This window comes from Bacillus cereus group sp. MG20, from assembly GCF_040459885.1.
Lineage (GTDB): Bacteria > Bacillota > Bacilli > Bacillales > Bacillaceae_G > Bacillus_A > Bacillus_A cereus.
The window spans coordinates 1,597,292-1,614,886 of the sequence record NZ_JARVHF010000001.1 but is presented as its reverse complement, the minus strand read 5'-3'; the positions used below and the strand labels follow the sequence as shown (position 1 = coordinate 1,614,886).

Sequence of the window (17,595 nt, the reverse complement as noted above, 5' to 3'; positions counted from 1 at the left end):
GGGGTTTTTATATTGATAGAAATGAGGGAGATTCGTGAAATTACTAGATTTATTATCAAAAGGAATTGTAATAGGTGATGGTGCGGTTGGGACGTTATTGCATTCACATGGCTTGCAAAGTAGCTTTGAAGAATTGAATGTATCTGATCCAGACTTAATTATATCGATTCATAAACAATATGTAGCTGCTGGAGCAGATGTAATTCAAACGAATACGTATGGAGCAAATGAGGCGAAATTACGTATGTACGGCTTAGAAAATCAAGTTACAGAAATTAATAGAGCGGCAGTAAAACTGGCGAAAGCATCTGTGACAGATAAAAATGCAATTTTAGGAACAATTGGTGGTATGAAACATATCGGAGCCGTTACAACGACTGATATGGAAAGGGAGTTTATGCTACTTGAACAGGCAGGGGCTTTACTAGAAGAACAGGTTGATGGATTACTATTAGAAACTTTTTACGATGAATTTGAATTACTTCATGCTGTTAAAGTATTGCGTAAGCAAACGAACATTCCAATTGTTGCTCAATTAGCGTTACATGAAGCAGGTACGACTCAAAATGGAAATGATGTCAATGAAATATTAAAGCAACTTATAGATTACGGTGCAAATGTTGTTGGATTAAATTGTCAACTAGGGCCGCTTCATATGACGGAGGCTTTCAAAATGATATCGATTCCGCAAAATGGCTATTTATCAGCATACCCAAATGCAGGTCTCCCGAATTATGTGGAGGGACGTTACGTATATGAGGGAAGCCCAGCTTATTTTGAGGCGATGACGCCGAGATTTATTGAGCAAGGTATTCGGTTATTAGGTGGTTGTTGTGGTACGACTCCAGAACATATTCAAAGTATGAAGCACGCTGTTGCGAATGTTACACCTGTAATAGAAAAAGACACCATTCAAAGGCCGAAAGTTGTTCATACGCATGAGAAACGTTTGAAGGCTCACGTCACTCTAGCAGAGAAAGCGAAAAAACAAACGACAGTTGTAGTGGAATTAGATCCACCGAAAACGTTAGATACACAGCGGTTTTTTGAAGGAGCAAGAGCTTTAAAAAGAGCGGGAGCAGATGCTATTACTCTAGCAGATAATTCATTAGCATCGCCTCGTATTTCTAATATGGCAATGGGTGCGTTATTAACGAAGCATGATATCCCGGTATTGACACATTTAACGTGTAGGGATCATAACGTCATTGGACTACAATCTCATTTGTTAGGTTTATCGGCGTTAGGGATGGAAGAAGTGTTAGCTTTAACTGGTGATCCAGCGCGCGTTGGTGATTTTCCTGGTGCAACTTCTGTATACGATTTGTCCTCTATTGAGCTCATTAAAATGATTAAAGAAATGAACGATGGACGTTCAATTTTAGGGAAATCAATTGGACCGGCGACAAGGTTTTCTGTAGGCGGCGCATTTAATCCTCACGTGAGGCACTTAAAAGCAGCGGTTAAGCGAATGGAACGAAAAATAGATGCTGGAGCGGAATATTTTTTAACTCAGCCAATTTACGATATCGCGTTAATTGAAGAAGTGTATGAAGCGACAAAGCATTTGGAACAACCTATTTTTATTGGAATTATGCCGTTAGTAAGTAAGCGGAATGCAGATTTTCTTCATTTTGAGGTACCGGGTATTACTCTTCCAGAAGAAATAAGAGAGAGAATGGATGGACACGAAACGAAAGAGGCGGCAATTGAGGAAGGGATTCGCATTTCGCAAGAATTGATCGACGCAGCGATGAAATATTTTAATGGTATTTATCTTATTACACCATTTTTAAAATATGAAATTACAGAACATCTTGTTAAATATGTAAGAGAAAAGCAAGAAGTGAAAGAAGGTATTAATTGATGAAGTGTATAGAAGAAAAATTACAAAATAGCATTTTAATATTAGATGGTGCAATGGGAACAATGATTCAGCAAGAGGATTTAACTGCTGAAGATTTCGGAGGAGAAGAGTACGAGGGCTGTAATGAATATTTAGTAGAAACAAGACCAGACGTTATTTTAAAGATTCATAAAGCTTATATTGAAGCTGGAGCGGATATTATTGAAACAAATACATTTGGGGCAACGGATATTGTACTAAGTGATTATGAGCTGTCTCATTTAGATGAAGAACTAAATGAAAAGGCAGCACTTTTGGCGAAGCAAGCTGTTAAAGAAAGCGGTAAGGAAGTATATGTTGCGGGAGCGATGGGACCAACAACGAAAGCAATTAGTGTTACTGGTGGTGTGACTTTTGAAGAATTGATTGAGGCTTATACAAGGCAGGCACGAGGATTATTAAAAGGAGAAGTTGATGTATTACTCGTTGAGACGAGTCAAGATATGCGTAACGTGAAAGCAGCTTATATTGGAATTGAAGCTGCTTTTGAAGAACTGAAAAAAACGGTTCCTATTATGATTTCAGGAACGATTGAGCCAATGGGAACGACTCTGGCTGGGCAAACAATTGAAGCTTTTTATTTATCAGTAGAACATATGAAACCATTATCTGTTGGGTTAAATTGTGCGACTGGTCCGGAGTTTATGAGGGACCATATTCGTTCACTATCTGATTTATCGGAGTGTTATATTTCTTGTTATCCAAATGCAGGTCTTCCTGATGAAGATGGACATTACCATGAGTCTCCATCTTCTCTCGCTGAAAAGGTGAAGCGATTTGCTGAAGAAGGATGGGTTAATATTATCGGTGGTTGTTGTGGCACGACACCAGAACATATAAAAGCAATGAAAGAAGCACTAGCATCTCTTAAGCCTCGTGACCATCATGAGAGAGAAGGACATGGAATTAGTGGATTAGAGGCACTGCAATATGATGAGTCTATGAGACCGTTATTTGTAGGTGAAAGAACGAATGTTATTGGATCACGTAAATTTAAACGATTAGTAGCAGAAGGGAAATTTGAAGAGGCTGCTGAAGTGGCAAGAGCGCAAGTGAAGAAAAATGCTCATATTATTGATATTTGTATGGCAGATCCTGATCGTGATGAAATAGAAGATATGGAGAAATTTTTGACAGAAGTTACGAAAGTGTTAAAAGTACCGATTATGATTGATTCAACGGATGAAAATGTTATGGCAAGAGCACTTACTTATATTCAAGGAAAAGCTGTTATCAACTCTATTAATTTAGAAGATGGAGAAGAGCGTTTTGAAAAGGTAACACCGCTTCTTCGTAAGTATGGTGCTGCAATTGTAGTTGGTACAATCGATGAAGATGGTATGGCAGTAAGTGCTGAAAGAAAATTAGAAATTGCAAAAAGAAGTTACGAATTATTAACGACGAAATATGGGATACGCCCGTCAGATATTATTTTTGATGCACTTGTGTTTCCAGTAGGGACAGGTGATGAAGAATATATTGGTTCAGCGGCAGCGACTATAGAGGGCATTCGCCTTATTAAAGAAGCGTTACCAGAGTGTTTAACGATTTTAGGTGTAAGTAACATATCATTTGGTTTACCACCGGCTGGACGTGAAGTATTGAATTCCGTCTTTTTATATCATGCTACGAAGGCTGGATTAGATTACGCGATTGTTAATACGGAAAAATTAGAACGCTATGCGTCGATTCCAGAGGAAGAAAAACACCTTGCAGATGCATTACTGTTTGAAACGACGAAAGAGACGTTAGAAGAATTTACAAACTTTTACCGAGTCGCTAAAAAGAAAGATGTCGTTGTGCAAGAAACGTTAACGCTAGATGAACGACTAGCAAATTATATTGTAGAAGGTACGAAACAAGGATTACACGAGGATTTAAGTCTTGCACTTGAAGAAGGAAGAAAACCTCTTGATATTATTAACGGTCCGCTTATGACAGGGATGGATGAGGTAGGACGACTATTTAATAATAATGAACTTATTGTTGCTGAAGTATTGCAAAGTGCCGAAAGTATGAAAGCTGCTGTAAGTTATTTAGAGCCACATATGGAATCTAGCGATAGTGCAAAAAAAGGGAAAGTATTATTAGCAACTGTAAAAGGTGATGTGCATGATATTGGGAAAAATCTCGTTGAAATTATTTTAGCGAATAACGGATATGAGATTATTAATTTAGGAATTAATGTACGTTCGGATCGAATTGTTCAAGAAGTACAAGAAAAGAAGCCGGACATTATAGGCCTTTCAGGTTTATTAGTAAAATCAGCGCAACAAATGGTAACGACTGCTGAAGATTTAAAAGCAGCAAATATTGATGTGCCCATTGTTGTAGGTGGTGCAGCGTTAACGAGAAAGTTTACAGATAATCGGATTTCACCATCATATAAAGGGCTCGTTTGTTATGCGAGTGATGCGATGACGGGGCTCGATATTATTAATAAGCTTCAAAAAGAAGAAGAGCGTGAGAAGATGAAACAGGATAAAAAAGAACGTCATCTTCATATCGTAAAAAAAGAGGAGAAGAAAGTAGAAATTCCAGCAGTAATTGAGCCATTACCGAAGGCTGAGGTTATGGTGCCTGATTCAACAAAACGAATTGTATTACGTGATATTCCGGCTCTTCATCTCGCTCCATTTTTAAATAGACAAATGCTACTTGGGCATCACCTTGGATTAAAAGGAAATGTGAAGAAGCTTTTGAAAGAGGGAGATAAGAGAGCACATGAATTAAATGATTTAATAGATGAATTATTGCAGGAAGGACAATCTTGGTTAAAGCCGAAAGCAGTGTATCAATTTTTCCCAGCGCAAAGCGACGGACAAAACATTGTAATATATGATCCAGAAGATCATACGCGTGTTATAGAGCGTTTCACATTCCCTAGACAAGGAAAGGCTCCCTATCGTACTTTAGGCGATTATTTGCGTCCAATTGGAGATGAGATGGACTATGTTGCTTTCTTATCTGTTACGGTTGGGGAAGGAGTTCGGGACATTGCTGAAGAGTGGAAGGCGAAAGGTGATTACTTACGTAGTCATGCCATTCAATCGTTAGCGCTTGAATTAGCAGAAGGACTTGCTGAAAAAACACATATGCTCATTCGTGACCGCTGGGGCATTCCAGACTCACCTGAACTGACGATGGAAGAACGTTTCCGTACGAAATATAGAGGAATACGCGTGTCATTTGGTTATCCGGCGTGTCCAGAACTTGCAGATCAAGAAAAGCTATTTCGCTTAATTCATCCAGAGGAAATAGGTATTTCATTAACAGAAGGATTCATGATGGAGCCAGAAGCGTCCGTAACGGCTATGGTATTTTCTCACCCTGAGGCAAGATATTTTAGTGTATTATAGTCTAGAAGGGGGAGACGTATGAAGAAAATAGTCTTTACAGGTGGCGGTTCGGCAGGACATGTAACACCTAATTTAGCCATTATCCCATATTTACAAGAAGACAACTGGGATATCTCTTACATTGGTTCTCATCAAGGTATTGAGAAAACGATTATAGAAAAGGAAGGCATTCCCTACTATAGTATTTCGAGTGGAAAGCTACGTCGTTATTTTGATTTGAAAAATATAAAAGATCCTTTTCTTGTAATGAAGGGTGTTATGGATGCGTATGTAAGGATTCGAAAACTAAAACCAGATGTGATTTTTTCAAAAGGCGGTTTCGTATCTGTACCAGTCGTAATTGGAGGATGGCTAAATAGAGTACCAGTTTTATTACATGAATCTGATATGACGCCAGGACTAGCAAATAAAATTGCGCTTCGTTTTGCTTCGAAAATATTTGTTACATTTGAAGAAGCAGCGAAACATTTACCGAAAGAAAAAGTAATATATACGGGATCTCCTGTACGTGAAGAAGTGCTGAAGGGAAATCGAGAAACAGGTTTAGCATTTTTAGGTTTTTCACGTAAAAAGCCAGTTATTACGATTATGGGAGGTAGCTTGGGCGCGAAAAAAATTAATGATACGGCTCGAGAAGCATTACCAGAACTTCTTAAAAAGTATCAAATTGTTCACCTTTGCGGAAAAGGTAACCTTGATGAAAGTTTACAAAATAAAGAAGGATATAGACAATTTGAATATGTACATGGAGAACTGCCAGATATATTAGCGGTAACAGATTTTGTTATTTCACGCGCGGGCTCCAACGCAATTTTTGAATTTTTAACATTACAAAAGCCGATGGTTTTAATTCCATTATCGAAATTTGCAAGCCGTGGAGATCAAATATTAAATGCAGAGTCCTTTGAAAGGCAAGGGTATGCCTCCGTATTATATGAAGAAGATGTAACTGTAAAATCTCTTATAAAGTATGTCGAAGAATTGAATCAAAATAATGAGAAGTATAAAACAGCACTAAAAAAATATAATGGAAAAGAAGCAATTAAAACAATCATTCAAAATATTTCAGAGGCATGATGAAACAATCATGCCTCTTTTAGTAGGGTGAAAGATTCCAAGAATTGATATTTTTATGTTACAATAAAGTGAAACTTTAATCAGTTGGGGGGCATCCTCCATCTAACTTCTTTGCTTTCACTGGAATTTGAGGAGGGGGTTTTACTGCCCTCAAATAGCGGGATAACAAATGGGTTAATAGGGAAATTCCAATTAATGAAGCGTGAAAATACGAATGGATTAGGAGTGACTGTGTTGGAGCTAAGTCTCTATGAAAATACTGCACTTATTATATGCTTTGTGTTGTACGTTGGTAGTGTTATTGTTTATATTTCAAGGAAATTTTCGCAAGAAAGAGAGCTTGAAAAATCAGAGATAACAGCTGAACTAGAAATGTTAGCTGATGAAAGTTATAAAAAACAAAAAATAAAAGAAGACCATGAAGCATCCCATCATTTAAACGCAAATAAGTTTTAAAGATGGGGATTTTTTTTGAAGTTGTTATTTATTATAGCTATAACAAATAACGCTAAAAAGGAGTTTCCCGATACATAATGAAGGAGTGTATATAAATGAATTTTTATATCGCCTCAGGTTTCCAAAATAAACATCTTGTATGTTCCGTAGCAAATGAACTGAAACATGCAGGATGGCACCATACATATGATTGGACCAAAAACGAAAGAGCAGTGAATCAAGAACAATTAAGAGAAATTGGTCAGGCAGAAAAAAATGCTGTAAAAGAAGCGGATGTGTTTTTACTTATATTAGATGGCGGAAACGGGAGCCATACAGAGTTTGGAATGGCGATTGCACTAGAGAAAACGATATATGTATATCATGCAGGAAACCCGCTCCAAACAACGTTCTATCACTTGCCAGAAATAAATATTTTTGAAGGAGATGTAGCTGAGTTTGCATCTTATGTTATGAATCATGTGAAATAATAGTAACTACCTAAAAGGTTATAAAAGTGATCTTTTGGGTACAGTGATGATAAGAAACGTATATAAAGGAGTACATAATATGAAATTAGAAAATGGATGGGAAACGAGCTTTTTAGAAGTCGTACAAAATAGTGAATTTAAGAAAGAGGCACTTCTTAGTCAATTGCTTTGTCAGGATAGTGAAGAAGTAGAAGAGCTTGTGGATGATTACGGCTACGAAGAACTTGTTGAACGTGAACATGATGATGAGTTAGCTGAAATCTTAGGAGAAGAACTTTTTAGTGAGATGGAACGCCAAGTATTCTTATCTTCAAACCCAGAAGAAAAACTTATTGCATTCGTCAATGGATTAGGTTTTCATGTGTTAGATTGGATCGTTCTTCTTGAAACAGAATTTGGCATTGATAGTGCAAACTTTACATCAGATGCTGTAAAGGTGTTAGAAAAGCGTTTCAGACAGTTTCCGTACATAGAGGACAATACAATTTTTGATATGACATTTGGAGAATCGATGGATGTATTAGAATCTGTTACAGGATTACAACTAAAGGAAAAGATGAACATATAATGAAAAAAGAACGTGATTCAATCACGTTCTTTTTTTACATAATAATAATTTTATCATCTAGTTTTGTCTGCCCGGTAAGAAGTGCGTTTAAATATTCCACTTTTCTTATACAAGCTTGTATATGTCTTTCAACCTCTTGTAACTCTGCTTGGTGATGTGTTTCAATTGGATGAATTTGTACGTTGAATTTTTCAAATTGACTACTATATGTTATTTCTGCATAGCCGCTCATAATATCGGTTTCGTTATGAAATAAAAATTGCCTCGTTTTGTCACAGAATGATACATCCTGAAAGCCATATACTTTTAATGCTTCAATTACTTTTTTAATCATTTTTGTATTCATTTTTTTAACCCTCTTTACGAAGTTCTACTTTTATATTATAACATAAAAAATTACATAGAAAGCGCTTCCAAGTGTATTTTATTATAAACTTTACGTTTCAATCACAAAAATGAAACAAAGAAAAAATAATTGTAAAGAAGGAAGGACTCTTTTATTGTTTCGTCATATATATAGAGAAATAGTGCAATGAAAGGAAATTTTCCGAGGTGGAGATCGTATTTCCAATTTGAGCGCAGTAAAAGAGGTGAGAATCTTGAACTTTGATATTGTAGGACAAAAAGCATATATAAAAGATGGACCGCATCGGAACCGAATTGGAATTGTAAAGAAAAACGAGACAAAATTAGCATCGCAGTTTGCTATTGTAATTGGAGAACAAATTATTGATGTAGAGCTAAAGGATATCGTGTTAGTTGGAGTAGACGTAGGACAATTTCATAAATGGTGCGAACAAAATGGTTATTTGTGAAAAGGACGGGCTGTGAGATAATGAAATATATTTGAGGAAAGAGAATATATTATTGTATTCTCTTTTTCTATGTTTAAGGAGGCGAAAATGAAATATAAAGAACAGGAGTTTACGTTGGAGTTAAAAGAGAACATTCAATGTATGGAGAAGGAAATAGAGCGAATGTCACTTAAATTGTATAAAGAGTATTCGCATTTATACATAGAAAAAAACATGGAATTAGATATGGGATTTGCAAGAGAAAAAGAGAATCCCTTTGAGGTGGGTTATTATTCAACAGTTGCTATAGCTATATTAGATGAAGAAAAAGGGATGATTAAATTTTATAATATTCAAATTTAGTAATGTGAAAGAATCTTTTTAGGAATGCCAATTCAATCAAACATTTTGGGTAGTAAGAAAGTAGGAGAACTCGCTGATGAATCTTGTTATGAGATTGAGGAAGAGTTAAAAGAGCAATTAGAAGAATACTTGGAGTGATAATTCTCAAGATAAGATCTATAAAGAGGGAACGGAATAAAAAAGACGCTAACAATTGTATGTTAGCGTCTTTTTTTCATTATGAAGCAATTTCACCAGTTTTTGTATCATCTTGATTGTACGTATCTTGATCTAATTCACCAAGCCATTTACTTGAAATAAGACCTGCTGTCATAGAACCACTTACGTTAAGAGCTGTACGACCCATATCGATTAATGGCTCAACCGAGATAACTAGAGCAACAATACCGATTGGTAAGTTCATTGTAGATAGTACGATTAAAGCTGCGAATGTTGCACCGCCACCAACTCCGGCAACACCGAATGAGCTAATAGCAACAACAGCGATTAAAGTTAAAATAAATTGTGGTTGTAATGGATCAATTCCTACAGTTGGAGCGACCATCATTGCAAGCATTGCTGGATAAATACCTGCGCAACCGTTTTGTCCGATAGATACCCCAAATGAAGCTGCGAAGTTTGCAATTCCTTCGGAGATACCAAGCTTTTCTTTTTGAGCTTCAATATTTAATGGCATCGCACCAGCACTAGAGCGAGATGTGAATGCAAAAGTTAGTACAGGGAACACTTTTTTCAAATATTGAATTGGATTTAAACCAGACAATGCAATTAATAATAAGTGAATGATAAACATTACGATAAGTGCTACATAAGAGGCTAACACGAAGTTACCAAGCTTTAAAATAGCATTTATATCGCTACCAGCAACTGTTTTTGCCATAAGAGCTAATACGCCGTATGGAGTAAGGCGTAAAATTAATGTTACCATACGCATTACGATTGCATATACAGCATCAAGCATTTTCTTAAATAGCTCTGCTTGTTCTGGATATTTTCGTTTTACACCTATAAAGGCAATGCCGATAAAGGCTGCAAATATTACGACAGAAATTGTTGATGTTGGACGAGCGCCTGTTAAATCAAGAAACGGATTTGTAGGCAATAGCTCTAATAATTTATCTGGAATTGTTGTCTTTTCAATAGAAGTAAATCTTTCTTCAACTAGTTTCAGACGAGCAGATTCTGCATCACCTTGTTGCAAGCCTGTTGCAGATACATCAAATCCTGCACTTGCAGCGATACCGACAGCTGCAGCGATACCTGTAGTAAGAATTAAAATTCCTATAATAAGACCACTAATTTTACCAAGGTTTTTCGTTAACTGTAATTTTGTAAATGCTGAAATAATAGATACTAAAATAAGTGGCATAACGATCATTTGAAGTAATTTCACATAACCGTTACCAATTAAGCCAAACCAAGTATTTGATTCAATAATTACTTTAGAAGTTGGCTCATAAATGAATTGTAATATAAGACCGAATAAAATTCCGACTCCTAAAGCGGTAAATACACGTTTATTAAAAGATACATGCTTACGTTGCATATAATATAATACGCCAACTAAGATGAGCATGACTGCAACGTTAATTCCGACAAGCAGTGTATTCATGTTGATTCCCCCTAATTCCAATCTGTTATATAGAATATAAGGTAATAAAACCTATAAGTCAACTAGGAAATTCCGGGATTAAAAAAAAGATGGCAAAATGCCATCTTTTAATGTCCAGCCCCAGGGACAAGTAAAAATGTCGTGTAGTATGTAAATCCTATGAAGAAAACAGTTAAATATGCCCCGAATACGTATATATACATACGCTCTGTTAATTTTAAATAGCTTAAAAGTACGAAGAAACCTGTTTGTCCTAAAAATAGTAGTGCAGCCTGTTGCATATCTCCTACGTAAAACATAACCGAGAAAATTCCAGTCCAAAAGCCGAGAACGCGAAACATGCGATCCATGCTATTTCCCTCCTTTTCTAGAAAAAGTAAAACCTCTTTTCATTATAGTTTATTTTTCTTGCTATTGTAAATATTCGTTCATATAAAAAGAAGCCAATTATTATTGGCTTCTTTTTATATGATAAATTAAATTGTTAGTTTATAATTACAAGATTTACATCCATCTAATAGACTATCATGTCGAGTTAATTCCATGTTAGGGAATAGGATTTCAAAAATGCCTTTCATCATATCTCCGTGCATGTTACAAATTTCAGTTGGATGATGAACAGCAACTTCTTTAAATGGACAATTGTGTACATCATAGAAAATTTTTGTTCCATCTGCACTTAATTCAAATGCAGGTGATAAGCCGGCTGTTGAGAAAGCTTCTTTTGCAATTTGAACTTTTTGCTCTACTGTTAAAGCATCTTCACTCACATTTAAACGTTGCATATGTTGTTGCATTAATTCGGCCCCGAATTGTTTTCCTGTTTCGTATAGCGCTTTTTCACCAGCAGCGCCAAGGCTAAGTAAAGAATTAAATGCGATTCTTGCTAACAATTGATAATCACGGAATGGAAATTGTAATTGGATAACATCTTCAGATAAGACATACAATCTGCTCGGTCGTCCGCCTTTTCCAGTTTTCTTCGTTTCCGATTTTAGCATATGAACATCTTCTAGTTTAGATAAATGTAAACGCGCTACGTTTGGATGAATGTCAAACTCATCTGCAATTTCTTGTACCGTTACGTAACTATGTTTTTGCGAAATATATTTATAAATGTAATAACGAGTTGGGTCAGATAATACACCTGTAATTTTTAAAGCTTGTTCCATGAGGATCTCCACCTTTATCACTTTATCCAAGATAATAACATTATAATACAGATAAACATGAGTATAGGTAATTTCAGACAATAATTCGGAAATTGTTCATAATTTCACAAACATATTTTTCCTTTTTGTTCTAGTCAAAATACAAAATTCCAAATTTTTATTGTGCATGTTTTCATGCTATATACATAGTGAGGAGGGAAAAGTGATGAATGGGATTGAAATTTTTGCGAATACAATTTTAAAAGAAGCGTGTAGGGTACAAGCGTCAGATTTACATATTGTGCCCCGGCAGAAGGATGTAGCGGTGCAACTACGTATAGGAAAAGATTTAATGACGAGACATTGTATTAAAAAGGAGTTTGGAGAAAAACTTGTCTCACATTTTAAATTTTTAGCATCTATGGACATAGGAGAGAAACGGAAGCCACAGAATGGTTCGTTGTATTTGCAAATTGATGGACAAGAAGTGTATTTACGCCTTTCAACACTTCCAACAGTATATCAAGAAAGTCTCGTTATTCGCCTTCATTTACAAGCATCTGTGCAGCCCTTATCACATCTTTCGTTATTTCCAAGTACGGCAGCAAAACTACTCTCGTTTTTACGCTATTCACAGGGGCTACTCGTGTTTACTGGACCGACTGGTTCTGGGAAGACAACGACAATGTATGCATTATTAGAGGTAATTAGAAAAAAGAAAACACGTCGCATCATTACACTTGAAGATCCGGTTGAAAAAAGAAGTGACGATGTATTACAAATTCAAATAAATGAAAAAGCGGGTCTCACATATGAAACAGGATTAAAGGCTATTTTACGTCATGATCCAGATATTATTTTAGTCGGTGAAATCCGTGATGAAGAAACAGCAAAAATAGCTATAAGAGCAAGTTTGACAGGACATTTAGTCATGACAACGCTGCATACGAATGATGCGAAAGGAGCAATCATTCGTTTCATGGATTATGGTATAACGAGGCAAGAGATTGAACAGTCTTTATTGGCTGTAGCTGCACAGCGACTTGTCGAATTGAAGTGTCCGTTTTGCAGAGGAAAGTGCTCAACTTTATGTAAATCAATGAGGCAAGTAAGGCAAGCAAGCATTTATGAGCTGCTATATGGATATGAGTTAAAACAAGCGCTTAAAGAAGCAGATGGAGAATGTGTTACTTACAAACATGAGACTTTAGAATCGTCAATAAGAAAAGGATATGCTTTAGGTTTTTTAGAAGATGATGTTTATGTTTAAGAAAACTTGGAGTTTAAGTGATCAAGTAGTATTGTTGAAACGTTTAGGAGAATTACTAGAAAAAGGCTACTCTCTTTTACAAGCATTAGAATTTTTACAGTTTCAATTACCTGTAGAAAAGAAAGTACAATTGCAGCACATGATTGAGGGGTTAAAAGATGGGAAAAGTCTACACGATTCTTTTCATCAGTTAAAGTTTCATCAGGACATGTTAAGTTATTTATTTTATGCCGAGCAACATGGTGATATTTCTTTTGCTTTGCAACAAGGAAGTGCACTTCTTTATAAGAAAGATAAGTATAGGAGAGACATGATGAAAATCATGCAGTATCCTATGTTTTTAATGTTTTTTCTACTAATCATGCTTTTTATTTTCAACCTCATTTTATTACCTCAGGTTGAAATGGTTTATAGTTCGTTCGGTTCTAATACACCACTACTTACAGAACAAATTTTAAGTGCAATAAAACTGCTACCTTACATTATTTTAACCGTTATTTTAACTGTTATTATTGGATGTAGTTTGTATATGTTGTATTTTAGGAAACTTCCACATATTAGCCAGGTAAAAATCATGCTTCGTATGCCCCTCATCAAAACATTTCTTATTTTAAAGCATTCACATTATTTTGCTACTCAGTTGAGTGGTTTATTAAATGGTGGACTATCAGTATGCGAAGCTTTAACAATAATGATGGAGCAAAGATATCATCCGTTCTTTCAATATGAAGCGAGCCGGATTGAAAGACAATTAATTGGAGGAGAACGGTTACAATCTATCATTGCTAAAAGTGGGTATTACGAGAAAGAACTTTCTTATGTTATTACGCATGGACAAGCAAACGGCAATTTAGCGATTGAATTAGGTGACTATAGCGATCTTATTATGGAAAAGATGGAACGGAAAATTAAACATATGTTAGTTATCATTCAGCCTATTTTATTTACATGTATTGGAGGAATCGTTGTCCTTATGTATTTAGCGATGATTATGCCAATGTTTCAAATGATGAATTCTATTTAGGGGGCATTTGTATGCAGAATGAGGAAGGATTTACTCTGTTAGAGATGCTATTAGTAATGGTTGTCATAACTATATTATTACTATTAATTATTCCAAATGTAGTTACACAGCGTTCATCGGTCCAAGGAAAAGGGTGTGCAGCTTACGTGAAATCTATAGAAGCACAAATACAAGTATATCAATTACAACATAATAAAATTCCATCGTTAAAAGAACTGACAGATGAAAAGTATATTACAACTGATAAGTGCCCGAATGGCGAATCTATTCATATTTCAGATGATGGCGCAGTATCAATTAGGGCATTGTGAAACAACAGGGGTTTACTTTTTTAGAAATGTTACTCGTTTTATTTGCTATTTCTGTATTAAGTGTAGTTACGTATTTTAGTGTTCATTCCTTATACGAGCGACAAAAAGTTGAACAATTTTTGAGACAGTTTTCAAATGATATTTTGTATATGCAGCAATTAGCGATAAATCGTCAAAAGCACTATACATTACGTTGGCATAAAGATAGAAATATGTATGCTATAAAAGAGTCAGGTACAAAGTATTATATCGTCAAGCGGGAGTATGAAGAAGATATACAAATTGATTTGCATACGTTTCCAAATCCGATGACATATAATCCAAGTGGAAATATTAATAGAGGTGGTACGATTATAATTTCATATCGAAATTATAAATATGAAATTGTATTTCAGCTTGGAAGAGGGAGATTTACGTATCGTGAAATGTCAAAAAGGATCCATAATGGCTGAAATGATTGTATCGTTAAGTATTTTAATGATGGCTGTATCGTTACTACTACCGCAAACAGTATTAGTTATGCAAGAAAGAAAAAATATACAAATTCGTTATAAGGCATCTGGATTATTAAAAAAGGAAGCAATTATATATATGTATGGAAATGAAGAAAAGCGAATAATAGAAAAGAATATAAATGGAATTGTGTATTACACATATTGGGGAGGCAATGAAGTTTGTACCATGTGGAGAGATGTGAAAGACAGAGTGATGGAACAATGCTTTTATGTAGGAGAAAAAATAAATTAGAATTTGGTTTTTCATTAATAGAAATGATTGTATGTCTGTTTCTATTATCAATATTTTTTTTGCTCTTTCCCCGCCTACATTTCATTGAAATGGAAAATAAACAGTCAAAAGGATTAAATGATTGGGAGTGGGATGTATTTTTAGGTCAAATGCAATTGGAGTTTCGTGAAGTATCATCTGGAGAACAGCTAGCATTTGAAAATGGAGAAAGTATTTTACGATTTCGATCGCGTAATGGGAGTGAAGTATCGTATGAAAAAGAGAATAGTCGTCTTATAAGAAAGGTAAATAGGCGCGGGAGGGAAGTTGTTTTACAAAATATTGGAACGGTTTCTTACAAACTAACACCTCATGTACTCATTATAAATGTGAAAGATACTAGCGGAAAAATATATGAAGGTGTAGTTATGCGATATAGTGAAATGGAAATGAATGTATGAGAGGGCAAAATGGGTTTACAATGCCTGGAACACTCATCTTTCTTATTTTATTAACTTCTTTTTTTATATACGAAACAAATATGTTGTTTACAGATAAAAATTTTTATATAGAAATAGAACAAAAGTTTTTACTGGATGAACTACTTAACCGATCTATTACAGATATAAAAAAAGACTTACAGCAAAAAGAAAAAGAAGGTGCATTTTTCTTTCAGTATGAAAAGGGAGAAGTGAGTGGAAATTATATCTTTGAAAATGATTTAATTCTCGTTGCGTTGCAGTGTACACTCAAACAGGAAGCTTTCTATACGGTGAGCTTTCGGTATAGAAAAAAGGATGGAAAAATAGTCGATTGGATAGAAGGATAATATGTAAAAAATACGAAGAAAAACCAGGGATTTCTATTGTAAATTGAATTGATTTTTTAGAAGAAATGGATAAATATAATGATTAAAAGTTTAAATTTTCTCAAAAAAGAGAAAGGTAGAAAGAATGTGATATATTCATGCTATCCAATCATTATTTTTAGGGAGAATAGGGAAATGACAAACAACAATCAAATAGGTGAAAATAAGGAACAAACTATTTTTGATCATAAAGGAAATACGATTATGACAGAAGATAGAGAAATACACATTATTTCAAAATTCGAAGAACCTCTTATTGTCGTATTAGCAAATGTACTAAGTGATGAAGAGTGTGATGAATTGATTGAAATGTCTAAAAATAAAATGAAGCGTTCTAAAGTTGGTTCATCACGTGATGTAAATGATATTCGAACAAGTAGCGGTGCATTTTTGGAAGACAATGAACTTACTTCAAAGATTGAAAAACGAATTTCATCTATCATGAATGTTCCTGCGTCGCATGGTGAAGGATTGCACATTTTAAATTATGAAGTGGATCAACAATATAAAGCACACTATGATTATTTTGCGGAACATAGTAGATCAGCTGCTAACAATCGTATTAGTACGCTTGTAATGTACTTAAATGATGTAGAAGAAGGCGGGGAAACGTACTTCCCGAAATTAAATCTTTCTGTACACCCTAGAAAGGGAATGGCAGTGTACTTTGAGTATTTTTATCAAGATCAATCACTAAATGAGCTTACGTTACACGGAGGGGCACCTGTAACGAAAGGCGAGAAATGGATTGCAACGCAGTGGGTGAGAAGAGGTACTTATAAGTAAAAGCGAGTGTTACGTTTTGTTCTTCATAGTATAAGAACAAAACGTTTTTTTATTAAACAAAGTAGCATCTTTCGTTATAATAACAATTAATAAATGACGATTGAGAGGACAGAAAATGAAATCTATATACATAACCGGCTATATGGGAGCAGGGAAAACAACAATTGGAAAAGCATTAAGTCAAGAACTTCAAATGGATGTTGTAGATACTGATCAAAAAATCGAAGAGAAGCAAGAGAAGGCAATTCGTGATATTTTTGCCGAAGAAGGCGAAACGGCTTTTCGGGAATATGAAAGCGAAATGTTACGTTCGCTACCAGTCCATAATGTCATTATTACAACTGGTGGGGGAATTATTGAACGAGCGGAAAATCGCAAGTGGATGAAAGAGAACGGAACTGTCGTGTATTTATATTGTGATCCGCATGTAATTGCAGAAAGGCTTCGTGAAGATACGACACGTCCACTATTTCAAAAGAAAGATATAGATGCATTTGTAACGAAATTTGAATTACGCCGAGCTTATTATGAAGAGGCTCATATTCATATCGATACGACAAATAAGTCTGTAAAGCAAATTATGAATGAATTAAAGGAAAAGATTAATGTATAAAAAAGTGGACATACTAATCAAGTAGAGGTGATGATAATATGTCTACTAATGATTATGTTCGCTTTGTGACGCAGCAGTTTGTGTCGTATATGGATGCTCCAAAAGAAGATCGAAAACAAAAGAAAGAACAACGCCGTGCTGAAAAAGAGCCATTTATGAATAAGTGGTTTGGTGTTATGCCGCTGAGTGCTGCTTTGTTTTATCGAAATGTAAAAAATAAAAGAAAAAAATCAAGTTAAAT

The 17,595-nt window shown here is 35.1% G+C and carries 21 protein-coding genes and 1 pseudogene; 18 read left to right on the top strand and 4 right to left on the bottom strand.

The window, feature by feature from the left end:
• Positions 1-34: 34 nt before the first annotated feature.
• The 6 genes from QCI81_RS08255 to QCI81_RS08230 all read left to right on the top strand — a co-directional run bounded on the left by QCI81_RS08255 (position 35) and on the right by QCI81_RS08230 (position 7,836).
• Positions 35-1,867: a bifunctional homocysteine S-methyltransferase/methylenetetrahydrofolate reductase gene (locus QCI81_RS08255; RefSeq protein ID WP_353810661.1), complete on the top strand. Its 1,833-nt coding sequence runs from the start codon at positions 35-37 to the stop codon at positions 1,865-1,867.
• A complete protein-coding gene (metH, locus tag QCI81_RS08250) occupies positions 1,867-5,265 on the top strand; it encodes a methionine synthase (RefSeq protein WP_353810660.1) in 3,399 nt (1,132 codons plus the stop codon). Before QCI81_RS08255 ends, metH begins: the two co-directional genes overlap by 1 nt.
• Positions 5,266-5,283: 18 nt before the next feature.
• A complete protein-coding gene (murG, locus tag QCI81_RS08245; RefSeq protein WP_000724780.1) occupies positions 5,284-6,342 on the top strand; it encodes an undecaprenyldiphospho-muramoylpentapeptide beta-N-acetylglucosaminyltransferase in 1,059 nt (352 codons plus the stop codon).
• A 195-nt stretch (positions 6,343-6,537) separates the two neighbouring features.
• Positions 6,538-6,798, top strand: coding sequence for a DUF3966 domain-containing protein (locus QCI81_RS08240; RefSeq protein ID WP_000817964.1), 261 nt, complete (start codon positions 6,538-6,540; stop codon positions 6,796-6,798).
• 95 nt (positions 6,799-6,893) lie between these two features.
• On the top strand, positions 6,894-7,268 hold the full coding sequence (locus QCI81_RS08235) for a nucleoside 2-deoxyribosyltransferase (RefSeq protein ID WP_001012331.1): 375 nt from the start codon (positions 6,894-6,896) through the stop codon (positions 7,266-7,268).
• 79 nt (positions 7,269-7,347) lie between these two features.
• Entirely contained in the window at positions 7,348-7,836 is a 489-nt protein-coding gene (locus QCI81_RS08230; protein ID WP_000764263.1) for a hypothetical protein, read from the top strand.
• 34 nt (positions 7,837-7,870) lie between these two features.
• Here QCI81_RS08230 and QCI81_RS08225 read toward each other — a convergent pair whose 3' ends face one another.
• On the bottom strand, positions 7,871-8,182 hold the full coding sequence (locus QCI81_RS08225) for a hypothetical protein (protein WP_001093240.1): 312 nt from the start codon (positions 8,180-8,182) through the stop codon (positions 7,871-7,873).
• 253 nt (positions 8,183-8,435) lie between these two features.
• Here QCI81_RS08225 and QCI81_RS08220 point away from each other — a divergent pair, with 253 nt between their 5' ends.
• Entirely contained in the window at positions 8,436-8,651 is a 216-nt protein-coding gene (locus QCI81_RS08220; RefSeq protein WP_001008326.1) for a DUF3912 family protein, read from the top strand.
• An 87-nt stretch (positions 8,652-8,738) separates the two neighbouring features.
• Positions 8,739-9,131: pseudogene (locus tag QCI81_RS08215) on the top strand (hypothetical protein).
• Between the two features lie 79 nt (positions 9,132-9,210).
• Here the strand turns inward: QCI81_RS08215 and QCI81_RS08210 are convergent.
• The 3 genes from QCI81_RS08210 to QCI81_RS08200 all read right to left on the bottom strand — a co-directional run bounded on the left by QCI81_RS08210 (position 9,211) and on the right by QCI81_RS08200 (position 11,777).
• The gene (locus QCI81_RS08210) at positions 9,211-10,605 is read right to left on the bottom strand and encodes an L-cystine transporter (RefSeq protein WP_001094344.1); all 1,395 of its coding nucleotides are present in this window, start codon (positions 10,603-10,605) and stop codon (positions 9,211-9,213) included.
• A 107-nt stretch (positions 10,606-10,712) separates the two neighbouring features.
• Positions 10,713-10,955: a DUF2626 domain-containing protein gene (locus tag QCI81_RS08205; RefSeq protein ID WP_000375619.1), complete on the bottom strand. Its 243-nt coding sequence runs from the start codon at positions 10,953-10,955 to the stop codon at positions 10,713-10,715.
• Between the two features lie 126 nt (positions 10,956-11,081).
• Positions 11,082-11,777 carry a helix-turn-helix transcriptional regulator gene (locus QCI81_RS08200; RefSeq protein WP_000434124.1) on the bottom strand — a complete coding sequence of 232 codons (696 nt, stop codon included), beginning with the start codon at positions 11,775-11,777 and terminating at the stop codon, positions 11,082-11,084.
• A gap of 205 nt (positions 11,778-11,982) precedes the next feature.
• Between QCI81_RS08200 and comGA the strand changes: the two genes are divergently transcribed.
• From comGA to QCI81_RS08150, 10 genes are all read left to right on the top strand, one after another.
• Positions 11,983-13,026, top strand: a complete 1,044-nt coding sequence (comGA, locus tag QCI81_RS08195; protein WP_001013177.1) for a competence type IV pilus ATPase ComGA — start codon at positions 11,983-11,985, stop codon at positions 13,024-13,026.
• On the top strand, positions 13,019-14,050 hold the full coding sequence (gene comGB, locus QCI81_RS08190; protein ID WP_023523013.1) for a competence type IV pilus assembly protein ComGB: 1,032 nt from the start codon (positions 13,019-13,021) through the stop codon (positions 14,048-14,050). The genes comGA and comGB overlap by 8 nt, the downstream gene beginning before the upstream one ends.
• An 11-nt stretch (positions 14,051-14,061) precedes the next feature.
• A complete protein-coding gene (gene comGC / locus QCI81_RS08185) occupies positions 14,062-14,361 on the top strand; it encodes a competence type IV pilus major pilin ComGC (RefSeq protein ID WP_001178687.1) in 300 nt (99 codons plus the stop codon).
• Positions 14,358-14,813 (top strand): competence type IV pilus minor pilin ComGD, encoded by a 456-nt coding sequence (comGD, locus tag QCI81_RS08180; protein WP_002094140.1) that lies wholly within the window; start codon positions 14,358-14,360, stop codon positions 14,811-14,813. The genes comGC and comGD overlap by 4 nt, the downstream gene beginning before the upstream one ends.
• A complete protein-coding gene (locus QCI81_RS08175) occupies positions 14,806-15,108 on the top strand; it encodes a hypothetical protein (RefSeq protein ID WP_000829462.1) in 303 nt (100 codons plus the stop codon). Before comGD ends, QCI81_RS08175 begins: the two co-directional genes overlap by 8 nt.
• Positions 15,078-15,548: a competence type IV pilus minor pilin ComGF gene (comGF, locus tag QCI81_RS08170; RefSeq protein ID WP_000923097.1), complete on the top strand. Its 471-nt coding sequence runs from the start codon at positions 15,078-15,080 to the stop codon at positions 15,546-15,548. The genes QCI81_RS08175 and comGF overlap by 31 nt, the downstream gene beginning before the upstream one ends.
• Complete coding sequence (gene comGG / locus QCI81_RS08165) at positions 15,545-15,916, top strand: competence type IV pilus minor pilin ComGG (RefSeq protein WP_023523011.1); 372 nt, start codon at positions 15,545-15,547, stop codon at positions 15,914-15,916. Before comGF ends, comGG begins: the two co-directional genes overlap by 4 nt.
• Before the next feature lie 174 nt (positions 15,917-16,090).
• On the top strand, positions 16,091-16,741 hold the full coding sequence (locus QCI81_RS08160) for a 2OG-Fe(II) oxygenase (protein ID WP_000183863.1): 651 nt from the start codon (positions 16,091-16,093) through the stop codon (positions 16,739-16,741).
• 115 nt (positions 16,742-16,856) lie between these two features.
• Positions 16,857-17,354 (top strand): shikimate kinase, encoded by a 498-nt coding sequence (locus QCI81_RS08155; RefSeq protein ID WP_000836660.1) that lies wholly within the window; start codon positions 16,857-16,859, stop codon positions 17,352-17,354.
• 38 nt (positions 17,355-17,392) lie between these two features.
• Positions 17,393-17,593, top strand: a complete 201-nt coding sequence (locus QCI81_RS08150; protein WP_000106081.1) for a YqzE family protein — start codon at positions 17,393-17,395, stop codon at positions 17,591-17,593.
• The last annotated feature ends 2 nt before the right edge of the window (positions 17,594-17,595 follow it).